This is a genomic window from Streptomyces sp. CB02261, assembly GCF_001905665.1.
Lineage (GTDB): Bacteria > Actinomycetota > Actinomycetes > Streptomycetales > Streptomycetaceae > Streptomyces.
In genome coordinates, this window is the sequence record NZ_LIVX01000001.1 from 336,234 (window position 1) to 362,793 (window position 26,560).

Consider the following 26,560-nt stretch of genomic DNA (forward strand, 5'->3'; position numbering starts at 1 on the left):
GGCTGATGGACACCTTTTCGGACAGGTGGCCGGGCGGATCCTTGGACGAACCGCCGAGCCCCTCGCCACCACCAGCAGATGCCCGCCGGTGGCTCCGACCGGGGGGCCTACGCCCCCGCGCGCTCCCTGACCCGCTTGGCGAGGGCGGCCGTGGCGGCGGCCGGGTCGTCGGCCTCGGTGATGGCCCGGACGACGACGATCCGGCGCGCGCCCGCGTCCAGGACCTCGTCGAGGTTGGTCTCGTCGATGCCGCCGATGGCGAACCAGGGCCGGTCCTGGGCCAGGCCCGCCGCGTACCGCACGAGGTCGAGGCCCGGTGCGTACCGTCCGGGCTTGGTCGGGGTGGGCCAGCACGGGCCGGTGCAGAAGTAGTCGACGCCCGGTTCGGCGGCGGCCGCGGCCGCCTCGCTCTCGGCGTGGCAGGACCGGCCGATCAGGACCTCACCGCCGAGGATCGCGCGGGCGGCGGGCACGGGCAGGTCACCCTGGCCCAGGTGGAGCACGTCGGAGCCGATGGCATGGGCGACGTCGGCCCGGTCGTTCACGGCGAGCAGCCTGCCGTGCCGTCGGGCGGCCTCGGCGAAGACGGCGAGGTGCTCCAGCTCCTCACCGGCCTCCATGCCCTTGTCGCGGAGCTGCACGATGTCGACGCCGGAGGAGAGCACGGCGTCGAGGAAGTCGGGCAGGTCGCCCTGGCGCTTCCGGGCGTCGGTGCACAGGTAGAGCCGGGCGTCGGCGAGCCGCTCACGAGGCGTGGGCATGGGTGGTTCCCCCGTCGGTGTCGCGGGGTGATCCCCCGTCGGTGGTGGCGGGGTGCTCCCCCGCCGGTGGCGCGGCGGCCGCGGCGGCCGGCCCGTGGGGGCCGGCCGCCGCGGCATCCGCCGGTGGTGTCTGCGGTGCTCAGGTACCCGCGTCGCCCGTGCGGGCGCGCGCCGCCGTCCGTGTCCCGGCGGGTGAGCGTCGGAGGGCGGGGCTCAGAGGGCGAGCGCCTGGGCGCGGCGCTTCACCTCCGTGCCGCGGTTCTCAGCGAGCGCCTGCGCGGGCGTGCCCGGCAGGCTCTCGTCCGGGGTGAAGAGCCACTCCAGCATCTCCTCGTCGGTGAAGCCGTCGTCCCGCAGCAGGGTCAGGGTCCCGACGAGCCCCTTGACGATCTTGTCGCCCTGGATGAAGGCGGCGGGGATCTGCAGGGCGTTGTTCTCTCCACGGCGCACGGCGATGAGCTGACCTTCCTTGATCAGCTGCCGCACGCGCGTCACCTCGACATCGAGCATCTCCGCGATGTCGGGCACGTAGAGCCAGGCGGGGACGAGCGCATCGATCTTTACGTCAATCTCGGTCACGGGACAAGCCTGCCATCCCGGACTGACAGCCGGTAGTCGGGCCCCGCGGGACACCCGGGACACACCCCTACCGGAGCGCGCCCTTCAGGGGGATGGACGGGTCGGCGGCGCGCGCGGGGTCGACGGCGGCACCCGTCTCGATGAGCTTGCGGCCCTGGGCCAGGTCACGGGGGCGGCCGACGGCGAGGAGGGCCACCGGGACGCCGGCGCGCAGCCAGAGCACGGACCAGGTCTCGTCGGCCGGGTCGCCGCGCCACAGCAGCTCGTCCGCGTCCGCGTGGTGGCCGGCGTACTGGACGAAGCGGCCGAACTGCTCGGACCAGAAGTACGGGACGGGGTCGTACGGCGCGTCCGCCGCCCCGGTGATCGTCGCGGCGACCGTACGGGGGCCCTGGAGGGCGTTGTCCCAGTGGTGGACGAGGAGGCGCTCGCCGTAGCGGGCGGAGGGGAAGGAGGCGCAGTCGCCGACGGCGTACACGTCGGGCAGGGACGTGCGCAGCCGCTCGTCGGCGGTGACGGCCCCGCTCGGGTCGAGGGCGATGCCGGAGCCGGTGAGCCAGCCGGTGGCGGGGTGGGCGCCGATGCCGACGACGACGGCGTCGGCGGGGAGTTCGCGGCCGTCGGCGAGGAGGACCCGGCCGGGCTCGACGGTGTCCACGCGCGCGTGGGTGAGGAGTTCGGCGCCGTTCGCCGCGTACCACTCGGCCATGGGGGTGGTGACCTCGGCGGGCAGGGCGCCGGCGAGGGGGCGGTCGGCGGCCTCGACGACGGTGACGGCGCAGCCCGCCTCGCGCGCGGCGGTGGCGAACTCGGCGCCGATCCAGCCCGCGCCGACGACCACGACGGTGTGGCGGCGGGCCAGGACGGGACCGAGCCGTTCGGCGTCGTCGAGGGTCCGCAGCAGATGGACGCCGGGGACGCCCTCGGCGCCGGGCAGGGTGACCGGCTGGGCGCCGGTGGCGACGACCAGGGTGTCGTAGCGGACGGGCCCGGCCTCGGTGTCGATCTCGTGGTCGGCGGCGCGCAGGCCGGTGACGTCGAGGCCGAGGCGGAGCTCGATGCCGAGGGCCTCGAAGTCGACGTCGAAGGCGGAGTTCTCGGCCTTGCCGAGCAGGACGGCCTTGGAGAGCGGGGGCCGGTCGTAGGGCTGGTGGGGTTCGGCCCCGATGAGGGTCACGGGGCCGGCGAAGCCCTGTTCGCGCAGGGCGACGGCGGTCTGGACGCCCGCCATCCCGGCGCCGACGATCACGACATGCTGCTGGGCCTGCTTCTGCTCGCTCACCCGACCACCTTACGCATCTGACGATCCATCAGGAATACGGGGCCGCGGGAGGGGTCTGTGGCCCCCCCGGAGACGGAAGCTAGTCTGGCGGGCGTAAAGCACTCGCGGGAGCCCGGACGCACCGGGCTGAGAGGGAGGCTGGGACGGCCTCCGACCGTACGAACCTGATCCGGGTCATGCCGGCGAAGGGAGGGGCTGGACGCCCATGCGTTCCTCCGATGTCTCCGACGTCTCCGACGTCCTCGTGGTCGGGGGCGGCATCATCGGTCTGGTCACGGCCTGGCGGGCCGCGCGGCGCGGACTGCGCACCGCCGTCGTCGACCCGGACCCCGGCGGCGGCGCCGCCCGGGTCGCGGCCGGGATGCTCGCCGCCGTCACCGAACTCCACTACGGCGAGGAGACCCTGCTCGGGCTCAACCTCGCCTCCGCCTCCCGCTATCCCGCCTTCGTCGCCGAGTTGGAGGAGGCGACCGGCCACGACGTGGGCTACCGCGCCTGCGGCACCCTCGCCGTCGCCCTCGACGCCGACGACCGGGCCCACCTGCGCGAACTCCACGCCCTGCAGACCCGCTGCGGGCTCGCCTCCGAGTGGCTCAGCGGCCGGGAGTGCCGCCGCCTCGAACCGATGCTCGCCCCGGGCGTGCGCGGCGGGCTGCGCGTCGACGGCGACCACCAGGTCGACCCGCGCCGCCTGGCCGCCGCGCTCCTCGTCGCCTGCGAACGGGCCGGTGTGGTCTTCCACCGCGCCCTCGCGCAGAGCCTGACGGTGGTACGGGACCGGGCGCGCGGCGCCGTACTCGCCGACGGCCGGGAACTGACGGCCGACCAGGTCGTCCTCGCCGCGGGCAGCCTGAGCGGCCGGCTCGCGGGCGTGCCGGACGAGGTGCTTCCGCCGGTGCGCCCGGTGAAGGGCCAGGTGCTGCGGCTGCGCGTGCCGGCCCCGTACGCCCCCTTCCTGTCCCGGACGGTCCGGGCCGTCGTCCGCGGCAGCCACGTCTACCTGGTGCCCCGCGCGAACGGCGAGCTCGTCGTGGGCGCCACCAGCGAGGAGCTCGGCTGGGACACCACGGTGACGGCGGGCGGGGTGTACGAGCTGCTGCGCGACGCCCACGAGCTGGTCCCCGGGATCACCGAGCTGCCGCTCACCGAGACCCTGGCGGGCCTGCGCCCCGGCTCCCCCGACAACGCGCCACTGCTCGGCCCCACCGCGCTGCCCGGCCTCCACCTGGCCACCGGGCACTACCGCAACGGGGTCCTGCTCACGCCCGTCACCGGCGATGTCATGGCCGAGGTGCTCACCACGGGCGTCCTGCCCGACGAGGCGCGCCCCTTCACCCCCCGCCGCTTCTCCCCCACCCCTCCCGTACGTCAGGAGCAGCCCGCATGAACGTGTCCGTGAACGGAGAACCGCGCGAGCTCTCCGGCCCGCTCACCCTCGACGCCCTCGTCGCCACCCTGACCACGGCCCGCTCCGGGGTCGCCGCCGCCCTCAACGAGACGGTCGTGCCGCGCGGGGAGTGGACGTCCACGCTCCTCGGCGAGGGCGACCGGGTCGAGGTCCTCACCGCGGTGCAGGGAGGCTGAACGCGATGTCCGACGACACCTTCGTCCTCGGCGGTACGGAGTTCTCCTCGCGCCTGATCATGGGCACCGGCGGGGCGCCCAGCCTCGACGTCCTGGAGCGCTCGCTGATCGCCAGCGGTACGGAACTGACCACCGTCGCCATGCGGCGCCTGGACCCGACCGTCCAGGGCTCGGTCCTCTCCGTCCTCGAACGGCTCGGCATCCGTGTCCTGCCCAACACCGCGGGCTGCTTCACGGCCGGCGAGGCGGTCCTCACCGCCCGGCTCGCCCGGGAGGCGCTCGGCACCGACTGGATCAAGCTGGAGGTCGTCGCCGACGAGCGGACGCTGCTGCCGGACGGGGAGGAGCTGCTCGCCGCGGCCGAGACCCTCGTGGACGACGGCTTCACCGTCCTCCCCTACACCAACGACGATCCGGTCCTCGCGCGGAAGCTGGAGGACGTGGGGTGCGCGGCGATCATGCCGCTCGGCTCGCCCATCGGCTCCGGGCTCGGCATCCGCAACCCGCACAACTTCCAGCTCATCGCGGAACGGGCCGGGGTGCCGGTGATCCTCGACGCGGGGGCGGGCACGGCGTCCGACGCGGCGCTCGCGATGGAGCTGGGGTGCGCGGCGGTGATGCTGGCGTCGGCGGTGACGCGGGCGCAGGAGCCGGTGCTGATGGCGGGGGCGATGCGGCATGCGGTGGAGGCGGGGCGGTTGGCGTGGCGGGCGGGGCGGATCCCCCGCCGCCACTTCGCGGAACCGTCCTCCCCCACGACCGGCCGCCCCCACCTGGACCCCGAACGCCCAGCCTTCTGACCCGGCCCCGCGTTGTGGGCATTCGTTCCTCCCCCAGACTCCGTCTGGGGGAGGAACGAATGCCCACACGGGGGGTGGGTGATGGCCCCCACGGCGGCCGGACCGGTTTGCGGGCCCGCGGGCAGGGGATCGGCCCGGGTTGGGGGTCTCGCACGGGGGGCGCGTCGCAGGTGATTCGGGGGGCGTGGGGGCGGGGGTCGTCACAGGTGGGCTGCAGTGCGCGGGCACCCGCACGGGCCCCCACCCCCCGGCTCGTAGACTCGTGGCCGTGGACACGACCCTTCAGGACCCCCTCGTCGGGCGGCTGCTCGACGGCCGCTACCGCGTCGACGCGCGCATCGCCGTCGGCGGGATGGCCACGGTCTACCGGGCCGTGGACACCCGCCTCGACCGCGTCCTCGCGCTCAAGGTGATGCACCCCGCCCTCGCGACCGACGCCGCCTTCGTCGAGCGTTTCATCCGGGAGGCGAAGTCCGTCGCCCGCCTGGCGCACCCCAACGTCGTCGGCGTCTTCGACCAGGGCGCCGAGGGCGCGTACGTCTACCTGGCGATGGAGTACGTCGAGGGCTGCACCCTCCGCGACGTCCTGCGCGAGCGCGGCGCCCTCGCGCCCCGCGCCGCCCTGGACATCCTGGAGCCCGTGCTCGCCGCGCTCGGCGCCGCGCACCGGGCCGGTTTCGTGCACCGGGACATGAAGCCGGAGAACGTCCTGATAGGGGACGACGGCCGGGTCAAGGTCGCCGACTTCGGTCTCGTACGGGCCGTGGGCTCGGCGACCGCCACCACCGGCTCGGTCCTCGGCACGGTCTCGTACCTCGCGCCCGAGCAAATCGAGCACGGCACCGCCGACACCCGCGCCGACGTCTACGCCTGCGGTGTCGTCCTGTACGAGATGCTGACCGGCGGCAAGCCCCACGACGGCGACACGCCCGCCCAAGTGCTCTACCAGCACCTCCACACGGACGTACCCGCTCCCTCCGCCGCCGTCCCGGGGCTCGCCCTGGAGCTCGACGAGCTGGTCGCGACGGCCACGGCCCGCAACCCCGAGGTCCGCCCGCACGACGCCGTCGCCCTGCTGGCCCTCGCCCGGGATGCCCGCGCCACGCTCGGCGAGGAGCAGCTGGACGCCGTACCCCCGCAGGCCCGGCCCGGGGCCCGGGACACCGCCGAGGACCGGACGAGCGTGATCGCCAGGCCCGTACCGGCGGCCGTACCGGCTACCGAGCCGGCGGACCCCCAGCCGGTGCTGCACACGAACCGACTGCCCGCGCCGGAGCCCCCGGCGTCCCCGACCCCCGCCCGCCGACGGCCGCCGCGCGGTCCCCTCCTGATCGTCCTCGGCGTCCTGCTGACCCTCGGCCTCGGGGCCGGCGTCTGGTACATCAATTCCGGCCAGTTCACCCGGGTCCCCGCCGTCCTCGGCCAGACCGAGGCGGCCGCGACGAAGCGCATCACCGACGCCGGCCTGGAGGTCGGCACGACGAGACGCGCGTTCAGCGACGTGTACGAGCGCGGCACCGTCATGGCCGCCGACCCGGCACCGGGCGAGCGCCTGCGGGGCAACGGCACGGTCACCCTGACCCTCTCCCGGGGCCCGCAGATCGTGAAGGTCCCCAACCTCAGGAACAAGCCGCTCGCCGAGGCCAAGCGCCTCCTGGAGAAGGAGGGCCTGGCCCCCGGGGTGGTCACCACCGCGTTCAGCGATTCCGTCGCCCAGGGCTCCGTGATCAGCTCCGACCCCGAGCCCGGCACCGAGCGGGCACCCGACTCGGCCATCGCCCTGGTGGTCAGCAGGGGCGCGCCCATCGACGTGCCCGACGTCACCGGCGAGACCGTCGGCGACGCCACGGCCCTCCTCCAGGAGGCCGGGCTCACCGTGCGGGTCGCCCCGGAGCGGATCAACTCCCCCGAGGACGCCGGCGCCGTCGCCGCGCAGTCCCTCGCCGAGGGCAGCCGTGCCGCCGAGGGCGACACCATCACGCTCACCGTCTCGAAGGGCCCGAAGCTCGTCGAGGTCCCGGACGTCACCGGCGAGACCGCCGACGACGCCCGCACGGCCCTGGAGGAAGCGGGCTTCGAGGTGGAGGTCAAGAAGTCCTTCCCCTACCTCGGCACCGAGGTCTCGGGGCAGTCCGTGGAGGGCGGCGAGACCGCGCCCGAGGGCTCCACCATCACCCTCACGATCAAGGGACTCTAGAGACTCATGCGCAACCCCGTCGGCGGTCATGTCCCCGTGGCCGGTGGCCTCGCCACCATCGGCCTCGGCTACGCCCGTGAACTGGGCGCCGAGACCGTGCAGGTCTTCGTCGCCAACCCGCGCGGCTGGGCCACCCCGCCCGGCAACCCCGCCCAGGACGAGCGGTTCCGCGCCGAGTGCGCCGCCGGGTCGATCTCGGCCTGGGTCCACGCCCCGTACCTGATCAACTTCGGCTCCCACACGGAGGCCACCGTGGAGAGGTCGGTGGAGTCGCTGCGGCACTCGCTGCGGCGGGGCCGGGAGATCGGCGCGCGGGGCGTGGTGGTGCACACCGGCTCGGCGACCGGGGGACGCCCGCGCGCGGAGGCACTCGCCCAGGTGCGCGAGCGGATGCTGCCGCTCCTCGACGAGCTGACGCACGACGACGACCCGTATCTGCTGCTCGAGTCCACGGCCGGCCAGGGGTTCTCGCTCTGCTCGCGCGCGGAGGACTTCGGGCCGTACTTCGACGCTCTCGACCGTCATCCGAAGCTGGGGATCTGCCTCGACACCTGTCACATCTTCGCCGCCGGCCACGACCTGACCGGTCCGCACGGCGCGACGCAGACCCTCGACCAGCTGGTGGAGGTGGTGGGCGAGGGCCGGCTGAAGCTGATCCACGCCAACGACTCCCAGGACGTGGTCGGCGCCCGCAAGGACCGGCACGCGAACATCGGCGTGGGTCACATCGGCGAGGACGGCTTCCGGAACCTCCTGCGGCATCCGGCGACCGACGGGGTGCCGCTGATCATCGAGACGCCGGGCGGCAAGGAGGGTCACCTCGCGGACGTGGAGCTGCTGAAGAAGCTCCGGGATGTCGTCTCCCGTTGAGGAATACCCCTAGGGGGTATACCGTTCCTGTAACGGCAGGAACCGCTACCCGACGTTGGGGGCACCCGATGGAGCACGACGCACACACCCACCACGACCACGACCCCCACACGCGACACGTGGGCCGGACGGGCCACGCGGGACACACCGGCCACTCCGACCACTCGGGCAAGGTCTCCTGGTCCATGGCCGCCAAGGCCACGCTGCACTGCCTCACCGGCTGTGCCATCGGCGAGGTGCTCGGCATGGTGATCGGCACCGCGCTCGGCTGGGGCAACGTGCAGACGATGATTCTCGCGATCGTCCTGGCCTTCTTCTTCGGCTACGCGCTCACCCTGCGCGGCGTCCTGGCCGCCGGCCTCGACTTCCGGACCGCGTTCAAGGTCGCCCTCGCCGCCGACACCCTCTCCATCACGGTCATGGAGATCATCGACAACGGCGTCATCGCCCTCTGGCCCGGCGCCATGGACGCCCACCTCACCGCGCCGCTCTTCTGGATCGTGCTCGCCATCGCCCTCGCCGCCGCGTTCGTGATCACCACGCCGGTCAACAAGTGGATGATCGGCCGGGGCAAGGGCCACGCGGTGGTCCACCAGTACCACCACTGACCACGGCGAAGGCAGGCACCAGCAGGATCGACGGACGGTCCGGAGCGGTCAGAGCTCCGGGCCGTCTCCCGGCTCCTCCTGGTACGAGTAGCGCTGCTCGGTCCAGGGGTCGCCGAGGTTGTGGTAGCCGCGCTCCTCCCAGAAGCCCCGCCGGTCGGCGGCCATGTACTCCACACCCCTGACCCACTTCGGGCCCTTCCAGGCGTACAGGTGCGGGACGACGAGGCGCAGCGGGAAGCCGTGCTCGGCGGTGAGCAGCTCGCCGTCCTTGTGGGTGGCGAAGATCGTGCGGTCCGCGGAGAAGTCGGCGAGCCGCATGTTGGCGCTGTAGCCGTACTCGGCCCAGACCATCACATGGGTGACCTGCGGTGCGGGTGGGGCGAGGTCGAGGACCGTGCGGGCCGGGACGCCACCCCATTCGGCCCCGAGCATGCTGAATTTCGTGACGCAGTGCAGATCGGCCTCGACCGTGGAGAACGGGAGGGCCGAGAACTCCTCGTGGTTCCAGCACCGCTTGTCGCCGTCGGCCGTCGCCCCGAAGACGCGGAACTCCCAGCGGTCGGGCTTGAACTTGGGCACGGGCCCGTAGTGGGTGACCGGCCAGCCGCGCTGGAGCCGCTGGCCCGGCGGAAGGTCCGGTGAACGATCCGGCTGCCCCGCTTCCCGGTGTACTCCGCTCTCCGGCTGACCCATGTCATCCATGGTGACAGACGGCGAGGGGTGGTCATGACCAGGAGACCACCCGCACCGATGGATCCGGGCATCTCCGACTAAGCCTGCACTTACTGGACGCCCCCCATTCGGGGTGCGAGGATGCGGCCATCCTGCCCAGTGACGGCGTAGACACGTAACGTGGAAGGAGCCTCTGCGATGCAGGGCGACCCCGAGGTCCTCGAGTTCCTCAACGAGCAGCTGACCGGCGAGCTGACGGCCATCAACCAGTACTGGCTGCACTATCGCATCCAGGACAACAAGGGGTGGACGAAGCTCGCCAAGTACACCCGCGAAGAGTCCATCGACGAGATGAAGCACGCGGACAAGCTGACCGAGCGCATCCTGATGCTCGACGGCCTGCCTAACTACCAGCGACTCTTCCACGTACGGGTCGGCCAGACCCTCACCGAGATGTTCCAGGCGGACCGCCAGGTCGAGGTCGAGGCGATCGACCGGCTGAAGCGCGGGATCGAGGTCATGCGGGCCAAGGGCGACGTCACCTCGGCGAACCTCTTCGAGGAGATCCTGGCCGACGAGGAGCACCACATCGACTACCTGGACACGCAGCTGGAGCTGATCGAGTCCCTGGGTGAGGCGCTCTACATCTCGACGCTCATCGAGCAGCCGAGCTAAGCGGCTTCCCCGAGCTGAGCGGCTTCCCCGAGCTCCGCGACGACCTCCGTCGACAGCGCGGGCATCCCCTGGTCCAGGAGTTCACGCCGGGGGCAGTTGCCGCGCCCGAGGATGGCCTGGATGCGACGGACGCAGGAACCGCAGTCCGTGCCGGCCTTGCAGGCCGAGGCGATCTGGCGCGGCGTGCAGGCGCCCGCGTCCGCATGCTGCTTGACCTGCTTCTCCGTCACACCGAAGCATGAGCAGACGTACAACGCGGTTCACCTCCCGCCGTGATCGATTAGGCTAACCTAACCTTACCCGGCGGCGCGGGCCGGCAAAAGCCCTGGAAACGACGATGGGGCGCGGATCACATGGATCCGCGCCCCATCGTCGTAGGTACCTACTTACTGATCGCGGTACATCTCCGCCACCAGGAAGGCCAGGTCGAGGGACTGGCTGCGGTTGAGGCGCGGGTCGCAGGCCGTCTCGTAGCGCTGGTGCAGGTCGTCGACGAAGATCTCGTCGCCGCCGCCCACGCACTCGGTGACGTCGTCACCGGTGAGCTCGACGTGGATGCCGCCCGGGTGGGTGCCGAGGGCCTTGTGGACCTCGAAGAAGCCCTTGACCTCGTCGAGCACGTCGTCGAAGCGGCGCGTCTTGTGGCCGGAGGCGGCCTCGAAGGTGTTGCCGTGCATCGGGTCGGTGACCCAGGCGACGACCGCGCCGGAGGCGGTGACCTTCTCGACGAGCTCGGGGAGCTTGTCGCGGACCTTGTCGGCGCCCATGCGGACGATGAAGGTCAGCCGGCCGGCCTCGCGCTCGGGGTCGAGACGGTCGATGTACGTCAGCGCCTCGTCCACCGAGGTGGTCGGGCCCAGCTTGATGCCGATCGGGTTCGCGATCCGCGAGGCGAACTCGATGTGGGCGTGGTCGAGCTGGCGGGTGCGCTCACCGATCCAGACCATGTGGCCGGAGGTGTCGTACAGCTTGCCGGTGCGCGAGTCCGTACGGGTCAGGGCGCCCTCGTAGTCGAGCAGCAGCGCCTCGTGGGAGGCGTAGAACTCGACGGCCTTGAACTCGGCCGGGTCGGTGCCGCAGGCCTTCATGAAGTTCAGGGCGTTGTCGATCTCGCGGGCGAGCGCCTCGTAGCGCTGGCCCGACGGGGACGACTTCACGAAGTCCTGGTTCCAGGCGTGCACCTGGCGCAGGTCGGCGTAACCGCCGGTGGTGAAGGCGCGCACCAGGTTGAGCGTGGACGCGGACGCGTTGTACATCCGCTTCAGGCGCTCGGGGTCCGGGATGCGGGCCTTCTCGTTGAAGTCGAAGCCGTTGACCGAGTCGCCCCGGTACGTGGGCAGGGTCACGCCGTCGCGGGTCTCGGTCCCCTTGGAGCGGGGCTTCGAGTACTGGCCGGCGATGCGGCCGACCTTCACCACCGGCACGGAGGCCGCGTAGGTGAGGACGGCGCTCATCTGGAGCAGCGTCTTGAGCTTGGCCCTGATGTGGTCGGCGGACACACCGTCGAAGGCCTCGGCACAGTCGCCGCCCTGGAGCAGGAACGCCTCGCCACGGGCGACGGCTCCCATCCGGGCGCGCAGCTGGTCGCACTCGCCGGCGAAGACGAGCGGAGGATACGACTCGAGGTCCGCGATCACATCGCGCAGAGCCTCGGCATCGGGGTACTCGGGCTGCTGCGCCGCGGGCAGGTCTCGCCAGGTCGCCTTGGCGACGGCGTGGGAATCAGCGTTCACGGTCACGCACACCACATTACGGGGTTCTTCGTCCGGTCCTGTCCCCCTGCCCAGTGACTGAGACGCGCGCCCGTTATGTCCGCCGCCGATCTTCATGCCATCGAGTGGTGTTACCCTCTGGCCCGTTTCACACGTACACAGTCGCAACACAGTCGAATCACAGGGGTGGGCGTGACCCGGAGTCACCGCAGGGACCGTAAGAAGAAACGAATCTTGTACGGAGCCGCAGCGGCCGTCGTGGCCACAGCCACGATCGGCACGATCGCGGTCGCGTCTCCCGGCCTCCTCGGCGCGGCGGGCGACGACAAGGCTGCCGGGACAACTTCCCTCCAGTCGCAGTTCGCAAACGCGGCGCGCGAGTTCGATGTGCCGCAGAGCGTGCTGATGGCCGTGTCGTACCGGCAGACGCGGTGGGAGTCCCACGACGGGCTGCCGAGCACGACCGGGGCGTACAACGTCATGGGTCTGACCAAGGTCGACCCCGAGGACGTCGAGGCCGACGCGAGCGAGCATCTCCTCGAGCACCTCGTGAACGGCACCGGCGACCCGTCGGTCGACAAGAAGATCGACAAGAAGAAGGCGCTGGCGCCCGTCGCCGAGGCGGCGGTCGACACCGACGACCCGAAGCTGCACACCCTGGACAAGGCCGCGGAGCTGATCGACGGCTCGACGGACACCGTCCAGAAGGACACGGCCGCGTCGATCCGGGCCGGGGCGGCGCTCCTCGCCGAGTACCAGAAGCAGGCCGGAGCCGAGCTGTCCGAGGACCCGGGCGACTGGTACCCCGCCGTGGCCCGATACAGCCAGTCCGAGGACCGCGAGGGCGCCGACCTGTTCGCGAAGCGCGTCTTCGACTCGATCAGGACCGGTGAGCGGGAGATCACGACGGACGGCGAGCAGGTCGTCCTGCCGGCGAACCCGTCGGTGGACCCGGTCGAGCCGGCGAACGTGCCGCTGGCCGCGAGCGGTGCCGCCACGAACGACACCCCGGCCGTCGAATGCCCGGAGAACCTGATCACGGTCTGCGGGTTCATCCCCGCCGCGTACCAGCAGGACCTGGGCAACTACAACATCGCGAGCCGCACCGCCAACGGCAGCGGCGGTTTCGACATCCGCCAGATCGTCATCCACGACATCGAGGGCACTCACGACGGCGCCGTAAGCGTCTTCCAGAACCCGAACAAGTGGGCGAGCGCGCACTACATCGTGCGTGCCGACGGTCGCGTGACCCAGATGGTCGAGACCAAGAACGAGGCGTTCCACGCGGGCAACAAGACCGTGAACATGCACTCGATCGGCATCGAGCACGAGGGCTACGCCATCAAGGGCGACGCCGGCTGGTACACCGAGCCGGAGTACGAGTCCTCAGCCGCCCTCGTGAAGCACCTGGCGGCGAAGTACTCCATCCCGCTGGACCGCGAGCACATCATCGGCCACGACGAGGTGCCGAGCGTCCTGGACACCAAGGTCCAGGACCACTGGGACGCCGGGCCGTTCTGGGACTGGAACCACTTCATGTCCCTGGTCGGCGCCCCCACCGGCGCGGGTGGCGCGGGTGACGTCCTCCAGGCCGGCCAGCTGGTCCGTGTCGTCCCGCCGTTCACCTCGGCCAACCAGCAGGCGATGAAGTACTCGGACGGGGGGGTCGTCAAGACGACCGTCCCGCTGCCGGTCAACTTCGGCTACCTCTACTCGGAGCCGGTCGCCGACCAGACCAAGGCGCTGACCGACCCGTACTTCACCGCGAACTGGCAGTACGGTTCCAACTGGGCCAACAAGGTCACGGCCGGCAGCACCCATGTCGTCGCCGAGTCGCGGCCCGACTGGACCGCCATCTGGTACGGCGGCAAGAAGGCCTGGTTCCGCAACCCGGGAGGCCAGTACACGGCTCCCGTGGGCGTGAAGACGGCGATCACCGCCAAGGACGGCGCCACCTCGATCCCGGTCTACGGCCGCGCCTACCCCGAGGACGCCGCCTACACGGGCACCGGCGTGTCGGTCCAGCCCAGCAACAGCGCGTCGCTGACCAAGTACAGCCTCCCGGCCGGGCAGGTGTACACGAAGGCCGGCGAGCCCGTGGCGGGCGACTACTACTCCAGCGCCTACAACACCGACGGCACCCGGGTCGCGGGCAAGACCAACATCTTCATCCCGATCCGCTACAACCACCGCCTGGGCTTCGTGAAGGCGAGCGACGTCAAGGAGGTGGCGACCAGGCCGGCCGTCACCGCCACCAACCGCTACAACCTCCTCGCCCGTGACGCCTCCGGTGTCCTCTGGCAGTACCAGGGCACCGGCAGTGTCTCCGCGCCGTTCCTGACCCGGTACCGGATCAGCGCCGGGTGGAACGCGTACAACACCGTCACCCCGATGACCGCCCTGCGCGCGGACGGGACCGGCGACGTGATGGCGCGGGAGACCACCGGAGTCATGTGGTACTTCCCGGGCAGCGGCAAGGCCTCCATGCCGTTCAAGCCGAGGATCAAGGTCAGCGCGGGCTGGCAGATCTACGACCGCATGGTGGGTGTCCGTGACATCACCGGCGACGGCAAGGCCGATCTGCTCGCGCGCGAGAAGTCGGGCGTGCTCTGGCTCTTCAAGGGCACGGGCGTTCCGGCCACCCCCTTCGCCCCGCGGGTGAAGGTCAGCGCCGGCTGGACCATCTACAACGAGCTCATAGGCACCGGCGATCTGACCGGTGACGGCAAGCCCGACGTCATGGCCCGGGACACCTCCGGCAACATGTGGATCTTCAAGGGCACCGGCACGAGCACGCTCTTCTCCCCCCGGGTGAAGATCAGCGCGGGCTGGCAGATCTACGGCAGCCTGGTCGGTCCGAGCGACCTGAACCGTGACGGCAAGGTCGACTTCACCGCCCGTGACTCGACCGGCGTGCTGTGGATGTTCCCGGGCACGGGCACGGGCACGCTCTTCTCGCCCCGCGTGCGCGTGGGCGGCGGCTGGCAGATCTACAACCTGATCTTCTGATCGGGTAGTCGAGAGACGGCCTCCGGGGCCCGGCTCGCACCGTCCACGGTGCGGACCGGGCCCCGTTTCCGTGTCCCTCTGGGCTAGAGTGCTCGCATGTTCGCGCCTCAGATCCAGAACTGGTGGTGGACCGCTCATCCGGCGGCCCACTGACTGCGCGTACATCCACGCTTGCACAGGCCGCCCGAGGGGCGGCCTTTCTCATGCCCGGGCCGTTCCTCCCCGCACTCCGCCGGAAGGAACCACGGACCCATGGACCTCTCCCGTCTCCTCGACGAGTCCGCCCCGCCCTTCGCCCTGCTGCGCCGCCGCACCCCCGGCCGTGACCACGACACCGTCGAGGTGCTGATCGGCCGGGTCCACGAGGCCGAGCGCCTCGCGGAGCTGCCCGTGGGCCCGCTGCCGACGCTCGCCCTCGTGCCCTTCCGGCAGATCCGGGAGCGCGGCTTCGACGTGCGCGACGACGGCACCCCGCTCTCCGTGCTCGTCGCCGACGAGGTGTACGAGCTGCCGCTCGCCGAGGCCGTCGAGCGGCTTCCCGCGCACGACGTGACCGTCGAGGACGGCGGCTTCGACGTCTCCGACGAGGAGTACGCCGGCATCGTGCGGCGGGTCATCGACGAGGAGATCGGCGCCGGCGAGGGAGCGAACTTCGTCGTCCGGCGGACGTACACCGGCGAGATCCCGGGCTTCGGGCGCGCCGACGCCCTCGCCCTGTTCCGGCGGCTGCTCACGGGCGAGCGGGGCGCGTACTGGACCTTCGTCGTGCACACCGGGGACCGGACGCTCGTCGGGGCCAGCCCGGAGGTGCACGTGCGGATGTCGGGCGGGACGGTCGTGATGAACCCGATCAGCGGCACGTACCGCTACCCGGCCGGGGCCGCGCCGACCGCCGAGGGACTCCTCGCCTTCCTCGCCGACCGCAAGGAGACGGAGGAGCTGTCGATGGTGGTCGACGAGGAGCTCAAGATGATGTGCACGGTCGGCGACATGGGCGGGGTGGTGATCGGGCCTCGGCTCAAGGAGATGGCCCATCTCGCGCACACCGAGTACGAGTTGCGGGGCCGGTCCAGCCTGGACGTGCGGGAGGTGCTGCGGGAGACCATGTTCGCGGCGACCGTGACCGGCTCGCCCGTGCAGAACGCCTGCCGGGTGATCGAGCGTCACGAGGTCGGCGGCCGGGGCTACTACGCGGGGGCGCTCGCCCTGCTCGGCACCGACGAGAGCGGCGCCCAGACCCTGGACTCCCCCATCCTCATCCGCACCGCCGACATCGACGCCGGGGGGCGGCTGCGGGTGCCCGTCGGCGCGACCCTGGTACGGCACTCCGACCCGGCGGGCGAGGTGGCCGAGACCCACGCCAAGGCGGCCGGGGTGCTCACCGCGCTCGGGGCGCGGGAGGGCCGGCCGGTGGCGGGTGCCTCGGACCCGGCGGCTCCGGCGCGGCTCGCCGACGATCCCCGGGTGCGGGCCGCCCTGGACGCCCGGCGCGCCGACCTCGCGCCGTTCTGGCTGAAGATGCAGGTCCGCTCGGCGGAACTGGCGGGCCACGCCCTGGTCGTCGACGCCGAGGACACGTTCACGGCGATGCTGGCGCACGTCCTGCGCTCCTCGGGCCTCGACGTGTCGGTGCTGCGGTACGACGAGCCGGGGCTGCGGGAGCTCGCGCTCGCCCACGAGGGGCCGGTGGTCCTGGGCCCCGGTCCCGGGAACCCCTCAGACGCGGCCGACCCGAAGATGCGCTTCCTGCGCTCCCTGACGGCCGAGCTGGTGCGGGACCACCGCCACGGTCTGCTGGGCGTCTGCCTCGGGCACGAGCTGATCGCCGCCGAGCTGGGCCTGGAGATCGTCCGCAAGCGGACCCCGTTCCAGGGGGCCCAGCTGCGGATCGACCTCTTCGGGCAGGAGCGGACGGTCGGCTTCTACAACAGCTTCACCGCCCGCTGCGACGAACGGACGGCGACGGAACTGGCGCTGCACCGGATCGAGGTGAGCCGGGACGCGGAGACCGGTGAGGTCCACGCGCTGCGCGGGCCGGGCTTCGCCGGGGTCCAGTTCCACCCCGAGTCGGTGCTGACGACGGACGGCGCGGCCCTGACGGCCTCGCTGCTCGCCGGGGTGCTTGTCTGATCAGACCCTCGGGACCAGGACGTTCTCGCTGCGCCGCCCCGCCGTGTAGTCGAGGACGTTCTGGACCGTGGTGTCGATGATCTGGCCGACCGCGTCCACTGTGTAGTACGCCTGGTGCGAGGTGACCACCACGTTCGGGAAGGTCACGAGCCGGGCCAGGGTGTCGTCCTCGACGACCTCCAGGGACTTGTCGAGGAAGAAGAGCCCGGCCTCCGCCTCGTACACGTCGAGGCCGACCCCGGCGAAGCGTCCGGCCCGGAGCTCGACGACCAGCGCCTCGGTGTCGACGAGCCCGCCCCGGCTGGAGTTCACCAGGATGGCGTCGTCCTTCATGGAACTGAGGGCGGCGGCGTCGACGAGGTGGTGGGTCGACGGGAGCAGCGGCACGTGCAGGCTGATCACGTCGGCCTCGGCGAAGAGCCGCTCCTTCTCGACGTACGTCATGCCGAGCGCGAGGCAGGCGGGGTTCTCGGCGACGTCCCAGCCGAGCAGGTTCATGCCGAAGCCGTGGGCGATGCGGGTGAAGGCCTCCCCGATCTTGCCGGTGCCGAGGACGCCGACGGTGCGGCCCCGCAGGTCACGGCCCATCAGTCCGTCGAGGCGGAAGTCGAAGTCGCGGGTCCGGTTGGAGGCGCGGACGATCCGGCGGTTGACGGCGGTGGCGAGGGTCCAGGCGAACTCGGCGACGGAGTACGGCGAGTAGGACGAGACCCGGGCGACGGTGAGGCCGAGTCGCTCGGCCACCTCCAGGTCGATGTTGTTGAAGCCCGTGGACCGCTGGGCGATCATCTGGGTCCCGCCGGCGGCGAGGGTCTGCAGGACGTGGTTGTCCAGGACGGCGTTGACGCTGGTGGAGACGATCTCGTAGCCGGCGGCGATGGGGGCGGTGTCCTCGGTGAGGAAGACGGTCAGACAGCGGACGTCGTGGTGGCCCGCGAACGCCTGCTCGATGAGGGGCTTCTCGTCCGCCTGCACGCCGAATGCCAGGATTTCCACGGAAATTCCCCTCAGGACGGTGATGGCCGGATACGCGCGATCATCGCGAATATACGACCCCTCCCGTCCCCGCGCCCGGCACGCCGGTACCGGGCGGGGGCGCACCGGCCGGGGCTCAGGCGTCGTCGAGGCCGCGCTCGATGGCGTACCGGACGAGCTCCACCCGGTTGTGCAGCTGGAGCTTGCCGAGGGTGTTCTGCACGTGGTTCTGGACCGTGCGGTGCGAGATCACCAGGCGCTCCGCGATCTGCTTGTAGCTGAGACCCTTGGCGACGAGCCGCAGCACCTCGGTCTCCCGCTCGGTCAGCTGCGGGGCCTTCGGCTCGTCGGCGCCGGGCGCCGGGGCGGGCTCCGAGGCGAGCCGGCGGTACTCGCCGAGGACCAGACCGGCGAGACCGGGGGTGAAGACGGGGTCGCCGACCGCCGTCCGCCGCACGGCGTCGATCAGCTCCTCGGTACTGGCCGACTTGAGGAGGTAGCCGGTGGCGCCGGACTTGACCGCCTCCAGGACGTCGGCGTGCTCACCGCTCGCGGAGAGCACGAGGACCCGCAGCTCGGGCCGGTCGCCGACGAGCTCCTTGCACACCTGGACGCCCGGCTTCACCGGCAGGTTCAGGTCCAGGACGAGGACGTCCGGGGTGACCGCCCGGGCGCGGCGCACGGCCTGCTCGCCGTCACCGGCGGTGGCCACCACGTCGAGGCCCGCCTCGGCGAGGTCGCGGGCGACCGCGTCCCGCCACATCGGATGGTCGTCGACGACCATCACCCTGATCGGCCGCTCGGCCCGCTGCTCGCTCATCTTCCTCGTCCTGCCTTCCCCCGTGGGACCTTCAACTCGACTTCCGTGCCCTGTCCGGGGACCGAGATCAGCTCGGCCGTGCCGCCGAGCTCCCGCAGTCTCCCCCGGATGGAGAGGGCGACGCCCATCCGTCCCTCGCCCTCCGCCTGGGCGAGGCGGCCGTCCGGGATGCCGGGACCGTCGTCCCGGACGGTGACGATCACCTCGTCCGGCCACTCCTCGACCAGGATCCAGGCCTGGGCGGTGTCCCCCGCGTGCACCCGCACATTGTCCAGGGCGGCGCCGACGGCGGCGGCCAGCTCCCGGGCGGCGGGCGGCGGCAGCAGGACCGGGGCGCCCGGATCGGAGAGGGTGACGCGGGCCCCCGCGCGCGGGGCGAGCAGCAGGCGCAGGTCGACGGGTGAGTCGTCGTCCTCGTCGTCCACGTCGACGACCCGGACGACCGCGCCCTCCGACTCGTCCTCGGAGACCAGGCTGGGCCGGGTCAGACCGCCCGCGACCAGGGTACGGAGGGCCACCTCCTGCTCCCCCGCCATCCGGCCCAGCTCGGCGGCCTCGCCGCCGATCGCCGTGCCGCGCCGCTGCACCATGGCGAGGACCTGGAGGACGCTGTCGTGGATGTCCCGGGCCAGTCGCTCGCGCTCGCGGGTCGCGGCCTCGATCTCCAGGGCGCGGGCGAGGGTGCGCTCGGAGGCGCGGGCGACCTCGACGACGTATCCGATGGCGATGGAGGCCACCCAGACGAGCAGGACGTTGTGGAGGGTGTCCCGGCTGGGGTGGCCGCGCTCCACGATGTTGGCGACGGCGACGAGGGAGGAGGCGAGGCCGGCCCAGCGCCAGCCGCCCTTGATCGCGTACGCGAGGACGGATCCGGCGGTCCATATCGACGGCAGCGTCGGGCCGTCGAACGTCTGGGCGTCGGTGTCGGCGAGCGGGGTGAGCAGGATGCCGACGAGGGCGACGGTGAGGTCGGCGCCCAGGAAGCGCCTGGTGCAGCTGGCCGCGTTCGCCACCTTGGGCAGGGTCGCGAAGGTCCAGACGCACAGCACCGCGAGGTAGCCGACGGCGACCCAGGGCCGCTCGAACGCCTCCCGGCCGAAGCCGAAGATCAGGACCGCGTAGACCATGGTCAGGACGCGGTAGCCGGTCAGCGCACGCCACAGCGGCTGCTCGACCGACATGCGGACGACACGCTCGCGCTCGGCCATCTCCCCCACCCCCCGGACGTCCCTCTCGGGAACGTCTACGCGCCGGACTCCTGCCGCGCCGCGATCTCGGCCTTCACGGCCTCCTTGGCCGCCTTCTCCGCGTCCGCGATCTGCCGCTTGGCCGCGGTCGCGTAGATGTCGACGTACTCCTGGCCGGACAGCTTCATGATCTCGTACATGACCTCGTCGGTCACCGAACGCAGGATGAAGCGGTCCCCCTCCATGCCCTGGTAGCGGGTGAAGTCCAGCGGCTTGCCGATCCGGATCCCCGGGCGCATCAGCTTGGGGACGACCTTGCCGGGCGGCTGGATCTTCTCGGTGTCGATCATGGCCACCGGGATCACGGGCGCTCCGGTGGCCAGCGCCACCCGGGCGAGACCGCCGGGCTTGCCCCGGTAGAGGCGTCCGTCGGGCGAGCGGGTGCCCTCGGGGTAGATCCCGAAGAGGCCGCCCTTCTCGATGACGTCGATGCCGGCCTTGATCGCGGCCTCGCCCGCGCCCCGGGCGCCCGAGCGGTCCACCGGGAGCTGTCCGACGCCCTTGAAGAAGGCGGCGGTGAGCTTGCCCTTCACGCCCGGCGAGGTGAAGTACTCCGCCTTGGCGATGAAGGTGACCTTGCGGTCGAGGACGGCGGGCAGGAAGAAGGAGTCGGAGAACGACAGGTGGTTGCTCGCCAGGATCGCCGGCCCCTCGGCGGGAATGTTCTCCAGACCCTCCACCCAGGGCCGGAAGGCAAGCTTGAGGGACCCTCCGAGGGAGAACTTCATTGCGCCGTAGATCAACTCGCCATGCCTTCCGTGTGCCGTGGCGACGACTTTATCCCGTACCGGCGCACGCCCCCCGCTACGGCCCTGGTCGGTGTCGGTCCGGTCGCGTACCGTGAAGGTCCTTCCCCATTTTCCGTCGCTTCGGCGCACCCGAAGTCGAACGAACAGGAGACCCCGGTGCCGGTCCTTCCCGGAGCCGAGCCGTACCGCCACGAGGGCGGAGAGGTCGGCGTCCTTCTCTGTCACGGATTCACCGGTTCCCCGCAGTCACTGCGCCCGTGGGCCGAGTATCTCGCCGAGCGCGGGCTCACGGTGTCGCTGCCCCTGCTGCCCGGGCACGGCACCCGGTGGCGGGACATGCAGCTCACCACCTGGCACGACTGGTACGCGGAGGTCGACCGGGCGCTGCGCGAGCTTCTGCAGCGGTGCGAGACCGTCTTCGTCTTCGGCCTCTCCATGGGCGGGGCGCTGGCACTGCGGCTGGCCTCCCAGCACGGGGACGCCGTGAAGGGCCTCGTCCTGGTCAACCCGGGCAACAAGGTGCACGGTGTGGCGGCGCACGCGCTGCCGGTCGTGCGGCACCTGGTCCCGTCGACGAACGGAATCGCCAGCGACATCGCCAAGGAGGGCGTGACCGAGATCGGCTACGACCGGGTGCCGCTGCACGCCGCGTACTCCCTGCGGCAGTTCTTCCGGACCGTGGACCGGGAGCTTCCGCAGGTCACGCAGCCGGTGCTGCTGCTGCACAGCCCCCAGGACCATGTCGTGCCGCCGGCCGACTCGGCCCGGATCCTCTCCCGGATCTCCTCGACGGACGTCCGCGAGGTCCTGCTGGAACAGAGCTACCACGTGGCGACGTTGGACCATGACGCGGAGCGGATCTTCGACGAGAGCCTGGCCTTCGTCGAGCGTCTCGCGCCGGGTCTGGTCGGCGGAAAGGGGAGCAGGAGCGGTGGCTGAGCAGCAGGACGGCGGCGAGCGGGACCCGCAGCCCATCGACGAGGAGGCGGCCTGGGCCGCGATCGTCGCCGGGTACGGCGAGGAGCCCGTGGACCCGCCGGGGGCCAAGCCGTTCCGGACCATCGAGACCCTGTCGCTGCCGGAGCCGGAGGACGAGGAGCCGGACGCCTCCGACGCGTCCGGGCCGAGCGGTCCGAAGGCGCGCGGCGCGAAGGCCTCGGCGGACGAGCCGGGGAGCGGGGTGACCGGCAGCGATGACTCCTCGCCCGGGAGATCCCCGGCCGAGAGGTCCCCCACCGAGAAGTCCCTGAACGAGAAGTTCAGGATCGAGCCGTCCCGGCCCGCGTCGGACGCGAAGCCGGCGGACGCGAGGCCGGAGGGGGCCGAGCCCGGAGCGACGGAGCGCGGGGACGCGGAGCCGGAAGGCGGGAGGCCGGAGGACGGTCCCGCGCGGCCCGCGCTCGGGAGTTCCGTCGTGTTCGCCCCCGGGGTGCGGCCCAGCGGCCCCCGGGACTACTCGCCCGCGGACCCGGAGGACGCCCCCGGCGGCTCCGACGAGGGCCACTTCGTCCCGCCGGAGCCGCCCCCGCTGCCCGACGCGGACACCACGACCAAGTTCGCCTGGCTCGCCGTGGTCGGCGGCCCGGTGCTGATGCTGGTGGCCGTCCTGCTGCGCTGGGACATGACCTGGTGGCTGACCACGCTCTGCGTCGGCGGCTTCCTGGGCGGCTTCGCCACCCTGGTGGGGCGGATGAAGCACGACGACGACGATGACGACGGCTTCGACGACCCGGGCCGCGGCGCGGTCGTCTGAGACGCCCGCCCGCCGGACGCCCGTCCATCACGACGCGGGGACGCGGACCGCCGCGAGCACCGGAAGGTGATCGGTGGCGGCCCGCAGGTCCGCCGGGTCGAGGCCGGTCGGCACCCCGCACCCGAGGAACTCGACGCCCGGGGTGGCCAGGATCGCGTCGATCCGCTGGTGCGGGTCGGCGGGGGTCGAGGTGTTCTCGCCTCCCCAGGGGCTGACCTCCCAGCCGTCCTGGAGCTCCTTGGCGAGCCGGCGGAAGGCGGGGCCGTCGGGCCGTTCGTTGAGGTCGCCCCCGACCAGGGTGTACGGGGTCCCCAGGGCGGCGACCCGGTCGAGGACCATCCCGGCCTGGGCGTACCGCTCCTCCTTCCGCAGGCTCAGATGGCAGCTCACCAGGCCGACACGGGCCCCCGCGAAGCGGACGACGGCGGTCGCGAGACCGCGCCGGTGGAGGCCGGGGGTGAGGGGCAGCAGCACGTCCTCGGTGCGTTCCACGGTGGCCCGCAGGGAGCAGAGCAGCAGCGGCCCGGCCGCGGTGGCGCCGCCGCTGAGGACGACGAGCTCGCTCTTGGCGGCGAGCCGGGCGGCGTGCTTGCGCCAGCGGAAGAAGCGGGGGGCCTCCTGGACGAAGACGAGGTCCGGGGCACAGGCCCGGATCACCCGGGCGAGGGCGTCCTCGTCGTCGCGCATCGAGCGGACGTTGTAGCTGAGGACCCGCAGGACGGCCGAACCGTCCGCCTCGGTCCGGGAGTTGGGCAGCTCACTGATCGCCATGCCACGTAACGTACGACAGACGCCCGCCGCGTCCGGGGGGACGCGACGGGCGTGTGGCGAAAGGACGCTGCTCAGCCCTGGCGGGCCAGGTCCGCGGCGCCGACCAGACCGGCCTTGTTGCCGAGCTGGGCCGCGAGGACCTGGGCGTGCGGACGCCACTGGCCGCCGATCAGCCAGCGCCGGAAGGACTTGCGGATCGGGTCGAGGACGAGGTCGCCTTCGTCCGAGACGCCGCCGCCGACGATGAACGCCGAGGGGTCGAAGAGCGAGGCCAGGTCCGCGAGACCGGCACCCGCCCAGCGGGCCAGCTCGCGGAAGGAGTCGACGGCGACCGGGTCGCCGGCGCGGGCGGCCTGGCTGACGTGCTTGCCCTCGATGCCCTCGGGGGTGCCGTCGCCGAGGCCGAGGAGCACCTCCGCGCGCTCCGGCGTGGCGTTGGCGCGCTGCTTGGCGTAGCGGACGAGGGCGCGACCGGAGGCGTACTGCTCCCAGCAGCCCTGGCTGCCGCAGCCGCACAGCAGACCGTCGGGGACGACCCGGATGTGGCCGAACTCGGCGGCCACGCCGAAGCGTCCGCGGCGCAGCTTGTTGCCGATGATGATGCCGCCGCCGAGGCCGGTGCCGAGGGTGATGCAGATGACGTCCTCGTGGCCCTGGCCGGCGCCGAACCGGTACTCGCCCCAGGCGGCCGCGTTGGCGTCGTTCTCGACGACGACGGGCAGGCCGACCCGCTGCTCGACCTTGTCCTTGAGCGGCTCGTGCCGCCAGTCGATGTTCGGCGCGAAGAGGACGGTGGCACGCTTGTCGTCGACGTAGCCCGCGGCGCCGATGCCGACGGCCTCGATCGAGTGCCCCTTGCCGGCCTCGGAGACGGCCGCGCAGATCGCGTCGACGATGCCCTCGGGGGTCGGCGGGGTGGGCACCTTGTGCGTGTCGAGGATGTTGCCCTCCTCGTCGACCACGCCGGCCGCGATCTTCGTGCCGCCGATGTCGACGCCGATGGTGAGTCCCATGTGTCCCTCAGTTTTCGGTCGAGCCCCGCTAAGGCCCACCGTACCCGAGGGGAAAGGGGCTACTGATCAGTCAAGGTCGATGGGCTGGCCGGTTCCGGGCCCTTCGCCGTCCTCGCGGCCGTCGCCGCGGTCGCCCTCGCGCGGGCCGTCGGCGTCCCGGCGGGGGTCGCGCGGGTCGTCCGGGGACACCTTCTCGTCGCGGGTCCAGCGGCGCTCGTGGCCCTCGACGGCGGAGCGGTAGGCGGCGAGCAGTTCGTTCCCGGCGGCCGCGAGGTGGTCGAAGACCTGCGGGTTGCGCTCCATGACGGGCTCGACGGCGGCCTTCGCCTGGTTGACGAGGTGCTGCACGGTGTCGACGGCCTGGCCGCCGAGCAGCGGGTTCCCGAGGCCGCCGGAGACCTTGTCGGCGACGGCCTCGAAGAGCTTGCGGAACTCCTCGGCGGGCGAACCGGTCCCGTCCCCGCGCTGGGCCCTGCGGCGGGCCTTCTCCGCCTCCAGGTCCTCTGCGCACGCCTTGGCCCAGGCGTCCGAATCGCTCATGGCGTACTCCTCAGTGGCTGGTACTTCGACGGTACACGCCCGCTCAGGGAGTACGGGGCCAGAGGCCGGGGTCCGGCGTGAACCGCACCCGGAGGTCGCCGTCGACGAGGCCGGCTCCGCTGACGGCGCAGCGCCGCAGGGCGCCCGGCAGGGGCACGTTGCGGCGGAAGCCGCCGACGGTCAGGAGCAGTTCGTCACCGCGGCGGACGAGGGAAAGGTCGTCCTTGACGGCCCCGGGCAGGGCGATGTGCCAGACGAGCACGCCGTCCTCCTCCCGCCGGTCCTCGACGGACCACTCCGGTACGGGGGCGGGCAGGGCGGCGGGCCGTGCGGGCGCGAGGAGCGTGAGGTCCTCGGGGCCGCGCGGGTCCCGGCCGAGGTGGGGGAGCTCGTCGACGACCCCGGCGGCGCCGGTACGGAGCTCCGCGAGGTGCCGGTGCTGCTGGGTGGTGAGGCCGGCGAGCCAGGGGTCCTCCGAGTCGGCGGGCAGCAGCCGGTTGGCGACGACGGCGTCGAGGGCGAGGCGCTGGAGGGCGAGGCCGAGCCGGGCGGTGCGCAGGGCGCGGCCCGCGGCGGGGCCGGGTTCCAGGACGAGCCGGACGCTGGTGGTGGGGGCTTCGACGACGGCCTGGACGGCGGCGAGCTCCTCCTCCCAGCGGGCGGTGGTCTCGTACAGCCACTGCGCGGGCATGGGGACCCCGGCGAGCTGGGCGAGCATCGGGCGCAGGGCGCGGGCGGCCTGCCGTTCGGTGGGCAGGAGGCGGCGCAGGTAGCGGCGGAGCTGCTCGGGCAGGGCGAGGACGGCGAGGGCCTCGGGGAGCGGCGGCAGGTCGACGACGGCGAGTTCGTGGTCGCCCTGGGCGGCGTCGCGCAGGGAGCGGAGCAGGGCGAACTGGCGGCTGCCGGGGAGTTCGGTGAGCTCGGCCTCCTCGAAGGGCGAGGCGCCGAGCAGGTCGAGGGCGGTGCCGGAGCGGGCCTGGAGGGCGAGGAACTCACGGCGGAAGTCGGCGGCGGGCTCGGGGCGGGTGACCCGCAGTCCGGGTTCGCCGTCGCCGGTCAGGAGCGGGTCGGCGTCCTCGGAGACGAGCAGGACGCGGCGGCCGGCCCGTGCCTCGGCGAGGGCGGTGGCGGCGGCGACGGTGGTGCGGCCGGCGCCGCCGGGGCCGGTGACAAGGATGATCCGCATGCCGCCGAACGTTACCGCCCCACCACGTCGGCCCCGCCATGGGCCGACGCGGCCCGCTGCGGGCAGTCGCTCCGAGCCCACTCGCCCGTGGCCGCGGTGGGCCCCGGACGGGTCGGGTCCGGGCGTGCGGAGTTACTTGGCCGATTCCACGCGCTTCTTCAGGCCCGCGAGCGCGCGGTCGATGATGACCTTCTCCGCCTTGCGCTTGATCATGCCGAGCATGGGGATCTTGACGTCGACGGTCAGCTGGTACGTGACCTCGGTCCGGTCGCCGCCGAGCGGCGCCAGCCGGTAGGAGCCGTCGAGGGAGCGGAGCATCTGGGACTTGACCAGCGTCCAGCTGACCTCGTCGGCGCCGGTCCACGTGTACGCGAGGGTGTGGTCGTCCTTGATCGCCCCGGCGTCGAGGAGCAGCCGCACCTTCTCGGCGCGCCCGGACGCGTCGGTCTCCAGGACCTCGGCCTCCTTCACCTCGCCCGTCCACTCGGGGTAGCGGGCGAAGTCGGCGATCACGCCCATGACGTCGGCCGGCGCCGCCTCGATGGTGATGCTCGAGCTGGTGTGTTCGGCCATCGTGGTGGCTCCTCCACTGTGCGGTCCGCAGACATCCGACGTGCCGACGGAAGG

27 protein-coding genes and 1 riboswitch are annotated in these 26,560 nt (G+C 72.3%); of the genes, 12 read left to right on the top strand and 15 right to left on the bottom strand.

Annotated elements, in window-relative coordinates; all coding sequences use genetic code 11:
• Positions 1-107: 107 nt before the first annotated feature.
• The 3 genes from thiE to AMK29_RS01510 form a co-directional block, all read right to left on the bottom strand.
• Complete coding sequence (gene thiE / locus AMK29_RS01500; RefSeq protein ID WP_073806769.1) at positions 108-761, bottom strand: thiamine phosphate synthase; 654 nt, start codon at positions 759-761, stop codon at positions 108-110.
• A 213-nt stretch (positions 762-974) separates the two neighbouring features.
• Positions 975-1,340, bottom strand: a complete 366-nt coding sequence (locus AMK29_RS01505; protein WP_073806770.1) for an Rv2175c family DNA-binding protein — start codon at positions 1,338-1,340, stop codon at positions 975-977.
• Positions 1,341-1,407: 67 nt separating this feature from the next.
• A complete protein-coding gene (locus tag AMK29_RS01510) occupies positions 1,408-2,622 on the bottom strand; it encodes an NAD(P)/FAD-dependent oxidoreductase (protein ID WP_073806771.1) in 1,215 nt (404 codons plus the stop codon).
• 94 nt (positions 2,623-2,716) lie between these two features.
• Positions 2,717-2,830: riboswitch (TPP riboswitch) on the top strand.
• On the opposite strand from AMK29_RS01510, the gene thiO reads away from it, so the two are divergent.
• From thiO to AMK29_RS01540, 6 genes are all read left to right on the top strand, one after another.
• Positions 2,828-4,009 carry a glycine oxidase ThiO gene (gene thiO, locus AMK29_RS01515; RefSeq protein ID WP_073806772.1) on the top strand — a complete coding sequence of 394 codons (1,182 nt, stop codon included), beginning with the start codon at positions 2,828-2,830 and terminating at the stop codon, positions 4,007-4,009. (Overlaps the previous riboswitch by 3 nt.)
• Entirely contained in the window at positions 4,006-4,206 is a 201-nt protein-coding gene (gene thiS / locus AMK29_RS01520; RefSeq protein ID WP_073806773.1) for a sulfur carrier protein ThiS, read from the top strand. The genes thiO and thiS overlap by 4 nt, the downstream gene beginning before the upstream one ends.
• A gap of 5 nt (positions 4,207-4,211) precedes the next feature.
• A complete protein-coding gene (locus AMK29_RS01525; RefSeq protein ID WP_073806774.1) occupies positions 4,212-5,006 on the top strand; it encodes a thiazole synthase in 795 nt (264 codons plus the stop codon).
• 268 nt (positions 5,007-5,274) lie between these two features.
• Entirely contained in the window at positions 5,275-7,203 is a 1,929-nt protein-coding gene (pknB, locus tag AMK29_RS01530; RefSeq protein ID WP_198942166.1) for a Stk1 family PASTA domain-containing Ser/Thr kinase, read from the top strand.
• 6 nt (positions 7,204-7,209) lie between these two features.
• The gene (locus tag AMK29_RS01535; RefSeq protein ID WP_073806775.1) at positions 7,210-8,073 is read left to right on the top strand and encodes a deoxyribonuclease IV; all 864 of its coding nucleotides are present in this window, start codon (positions 7,210-7,212) and stop codon (positions 8,071-8,073) included.
• A gap of 68 nt (positions 8,074-8,141) precedes the next feature.
• Positions 8,142-8,681 (top strand): DUF4396 domain-containing protein, encoded by a 540-nt coding sequence (locus AMK29_RS01540; protein WP_073806776.1) that lies wholly within the window; start codon positions 8,142-8,144, stop codon positions 8,679-8,681.
• Between the two features lie 48 nt (positions 8,682-8,729).
• On the opposite strand, the gene AMK29_RS01545 is transcribed toward AMK29_RS01540, so the two are convergent.
• Complete coding sequence (locus tag AMK29_RS01545) at positions 8,730-9,374, bottom strand: sulfite oxidase-like oxidoreductase (protein WP_073806777.1); 645 nt, start codon at positions 9,372-9,374, stop codon at positions 8,730-8,732.
• A 177-nt stretch (positions 9,375-9,551) separates the two neighbouring features.
• Here AMK29_RS01545 and bfr point away from each other — a divergent pair, with 177 nt between their 5' ends.
• Positions 9,552-10,028, top strand: a complete 477-nt coding sequence (gene bfr / locus AMK29_RS01550) for a bacterioferritin (protein ID WP_073806778.1) — start codon at positions 9,552-9,554, stop codon at positions 10,026-10,028.
• On the opposite strand, the gene AMK29_RS01555 is transcribed toward bfr, so the two are convergent.
• Positions 10,025-10,282, bottom strand: coding sequence for a (2Fe-2S)-binding protein (locus tag AMK29_RS01555; protein WP_073806779.1), 258 nt, complete (start codon positions 10,280-10,282; stop codon positions 10,025-10,027). The two genes, bfr and AMK29_RS01555, sit on opposite strands and share 4 nt — an antisense overlap.
• Positions 10,283-10,414: 132 nt before the next feature.
• The gene (locus tag AMK29_RS01560) at positions 10,415-11,767 is read right to left on the bottom strand and encodes a class II 3-deoxy-7-phosphoheptulonate synthase (protein ID WP_107422499.1); all 1,353 of its coding nucleotides are present in this window, start codon (positions 11,765-11,767) and stop codon (positions 10,415-10,417) included.
• Between the two features lie 207 nt (positions 11,768-11,974).
• Here AMK29_RS01560 and AMK29_RS01565 point away from each other — a divergent pair, with 207 nt between their 5' ends.
• The 3 genes from AMK29_RS01565 (at position 11,975) to AMK29_RS01575 (ending at position 16,879) form a co-directional block, all read left to right on the top strand.
• Positions 11,975-14,749 (top strand): N-acetylmuramoyl-L-alanine amidase, encoded by a 2,775-nt coding sequence (locus AMK29_RS01565; protein ID WP_241845050.1) that lies wholly within the window; start codon positions 11,975-11,977, stop codon positions 14,747-14,749.
• 96 nt (positions 14,750-14,845) lie between these two features.
• Positions 14,846-14,902 carry a trp operon leader peptide gene (locus AMK29_RS37855; RefSeq protein WP_071892416.1) on the top strand — a complete coding sequence of 19 codons (57 nt, stop codon included), beginning with the start codon at positions 14,846-14,848 and terminating at the stop codon, positions 14,900-14,902.
• 99 nt (positions 14,903-15,001) lie between these two features.
• Positions 15,002-16,879 (top strand): anthranilate synthase family protein, encoded by a 1,878-nt coding sequence (locus tag AMK29_RS01575; RefSeq protein WP_073806780.1) that lies wholly within the window; start codon positions 15,002-15,004, stop codon positions 16,877-16,879.
• Here the strand turns inward: AMK29_RS01575 and AMK29_RS01580 are convergent, their stop codons facing one another.
• The 4 genes from AMK29_RS01580 to AMK29_RS01595 form a co-directional block, all read right to left on the bottom strand.
• Positions 16,880-17,875: a 2-hydroxyacid dehydrogenase gene (locus tag AMK29_RS01580; RefSeq protein WP_073806781.1), complete on the bottom strand. Its 996-nt coding sequence runs from the start codon at positions 17,873-17,875 to the stop codon at positions 16,880-16,882.
• Positions 17,876-17,990: 115 nt separating this feature from the next.
• Positions 17,991-18,674, bottom strand: coding sequence for a response regulator (locus tag AMK29_RS01585; protein WP_073806782.1), 684 nt, complete (start codon positions 18,672-18,674; stop codon positions 17,991-17,993).
• Positions 18,671-19,882 carry a MacS family sensor histidine kinase gene (gene macS / locus AMK29_RS01590; RefSeq protein WP_073808164.1) on the bottom strand — a complete coding sequence of 404 codons (1,212 nt, stop codon included), beginning with the start codon at positions 19,880-19,882 and terminating at the stop codon, positions 18,671-18,673. The genes AMK29_RS01585 and macS overlap by 4 nt, the downstream gene beginning before the upstream one ends.
• A gap of 35 nt (positions 19,883-19,917) precedes the next feature.
• Entirely contained in the window at positions 19,918-20,649 is a 732-nt protein-coding gene (locus tag AMK29_RS01595; RefSeq protein WP_073806783.1) for a lysophospholipid acyltransferase family protein, read from the bottom strand.
• A gap of 177 nt (positions 20,650-20,826) precedes the next feature.
• On the opposite strand from AMK29_RS01595, the gene AMK29_RS01600 reads away from it, so the two are divergent.
• Both AMK29_RS01600 and AMK29_RS01605 read left to right on the top strand, forming a co-directional pair.
• Positions 20,827-21,609, top strand: coding sequence for an alpha/beta hydrolase (locus tag AMK29_RS01600; protein WP_073806784.1), 783 nt, complete (start codon positions 20,827-20,829; stop codon positions 21,607-21,609).
• Positions 21,602-22,423, top strand: coding sequence for a hypothetical protein (locus tag AMK29_RS01605; protein WP_073806785.1), 822 nt, complete (start codon positions 21,602-21,604; stop codon positions 22,421-22,423). Before AMK29_RS01600 ends, AMK29_RS01605 begins: the two co-directional genes overlap by 8 nt.
• Positions 22,424-22,450: 27 nt before the next feature.
• On the opposite strand, the gene AMK29_RS01610 is transcribed toward AMK29_RS01605, so the two are convergent.
• The 5 genes from AMK29_RS01610 to AMK29_RS01630 all read right to left on the bottom strand — a co-directional run bounded on the left by AMK29_RS01610 (position 22,451) and on the right by AMK29_RS01630 (position 26,506).
• Positions 22,451-23,194 (bottom strand): endonuclease/exonuclease/phosphatase family protein, encoded by a 744-nt coding sequence (locus tag AMK29_RS01610; RefSeq protein ID WP_073806786.1) that lies wholly within the window; start codon positions 23,192-23,194, stop codon positions 22,451-22,453.
• Positions 23,195-23,265: 71 nt separating this feature from the next.
• Positions 23,266-24,207: an ROK family glucokinase gene (locus AMK29_RS01615; protein ID WP_073806787.1), complete on the bottom strand. Its 942-nt coding sequence runs from the start codon at positions 24,205-24,207 to the stop codon at positions 23,266-23,268.
• A gap of 66 nt (positions 24,208-24,273) precedes the next feature.
• A complete protein-coding gene (locus AMK29_RS01620; RefSeq protein WP_073806788.1) occupies positions 24,274-24,747 on the bottom strand; it encodes a DUF5304 domain-containing protein in 474 nt (157 codons plus the stop codon).
• Positions 24,748-24,790: 43 nt separating this feature from the next.
• On the bottom strand, positions 24,791-25,933 hold the full coding sequence (locus AMK29_RS01625) for an ArsA family ATPase (protein WP_073806789.1): 1,143 nt from the start codon (positions 25,931-25,933) through the stop codon (positions 24,791-24,793).
• Between the two features lie 132 nt (positions 25,934-26,065).
• Complete coding sequence (locus AMK29_RS01630; protein WP_073806790.1) at positions 26,066-26,506, bottom strand: SRPBCC family protein; 441 nt, start codon at positions 26,504-26,506, stop codon at positions 26,066-26,068.
• Positions 26,507-26,560: the final 54 nt, after the last annotated feature.

Coding starts and splice junctions, on each gene's coding strand:
- thiE (WP_073806769.1), bottom strand. CDS start 761: ATGCCCACGCCTCGTGAGCGGCTCGCCGACGCCCGGCTCTACCTGTGC.
- thiO (WP_073806772.1), top strand. CDS start 2,828: ATGCGTTCCTCCGATGTCTCCGACGTCTCCGACGTCCTCGTGGTCGGG.
- thiS (WP_073806773.1), top strand. CDS start 4,006: ATGAACGTGTCCGTGAACGGAGAACCGCGCGAGCTCTCCGGCCCGCTC.
- AMK29_RS01525 (WP_073806774.1), top strand. CDS start 4,212: ATGTCCGACGACACCTTCGTCCTCGGCGGTACGGAGTTCTCCTCGCGC.
- AMK29_RS01535 (WP_073806775.1), top strand. CDS start 7,210: ATGCGCAACCCCGTCGGCGGTCATGTCCCCGTGGCCGGTGGCCTCGCC.
- AMK29_RS01540 (WP_073806776.1), top strand. CDS start 8,142: ATGGAGCACGACGCACACACCCACCACGACCACGACCCCCACACGCGA.
- AMK29_RS01545 (WP_073806777.1), bottom strand. CDS start 9,374: ATGGGTCAGCCGGAGAGCGGAGTACACCGGGAAGCGGGGCAGCCGGAT.
- bfr (WP_073806778.1), top strand. CDS start 9,552: ATGCAGGGCGACCCCGAGGTCCTCGAGTTCCTCAACGAGCAGCTGACC.
- AMK29_RS01575 (WP_073806780.1), top strand. CDS start 15,002: ATGGACCTCTCCCGTCTCCTCGACGAGTCCGCCCCGCCCTTCGCCCTG.
- AMK29_RS01585 (WP_073806782.1), bottom strand. CDS start 18,674: ATGAGCGAGCAGCGGGCCGAGCGGCCGATCAGGGTGATGGTCGTCGAC.
- macS (WP_073808164.1), bottom strand. CDS start 19,882: ATGGCCGAGCGCGAGCGTGTCGTCCGCATGTCGGTCGAGCAGCCGCTG.
- AMK29_RS01595 (WP_073806783.1), bottom strand. CDS start 20,649: ATGAAGTTCTCCCTCGGAGGGTCCCTCAAGCTTGCCTTCCGGCCCTGG.
- AMK29_RS01610 (WP_073806786.1), bottom strand. CDS start 23,194: ATGGCGATCAGTGAGCTGCCCAACTCCCGGACCGAGGCGGACGGTTCG.
- AMK29_RS01615 (WP_073806787.1), bottom strand. CDS start 24,207: ATGGGACTCACCATCGGCGTCGACATCGGCGGCACGAAGATCGCGGCC.
- AMK29_RS01620 (WP_073806788.1), bottom strand. CDS start 24,747: ATGAGCGATTCGGACGCCTGGGCCAAGGCGTGCGCAGAGGACCTGGAG.
- AMK29_RS01625 (WP_073806789.1), bottom strand. CDS start 25,933: ATGCGGATCATCCTTGTCACCGGCCCCGGCGGCGCCGGCCGCACCACC.
- AMK29_RS01630 (WP_073806790.1), bottom strand. CDS start 26,506: ATGGCCGAACACACCAGCTCGAGCATCACCATCGAGGCGGCGCCGGCC.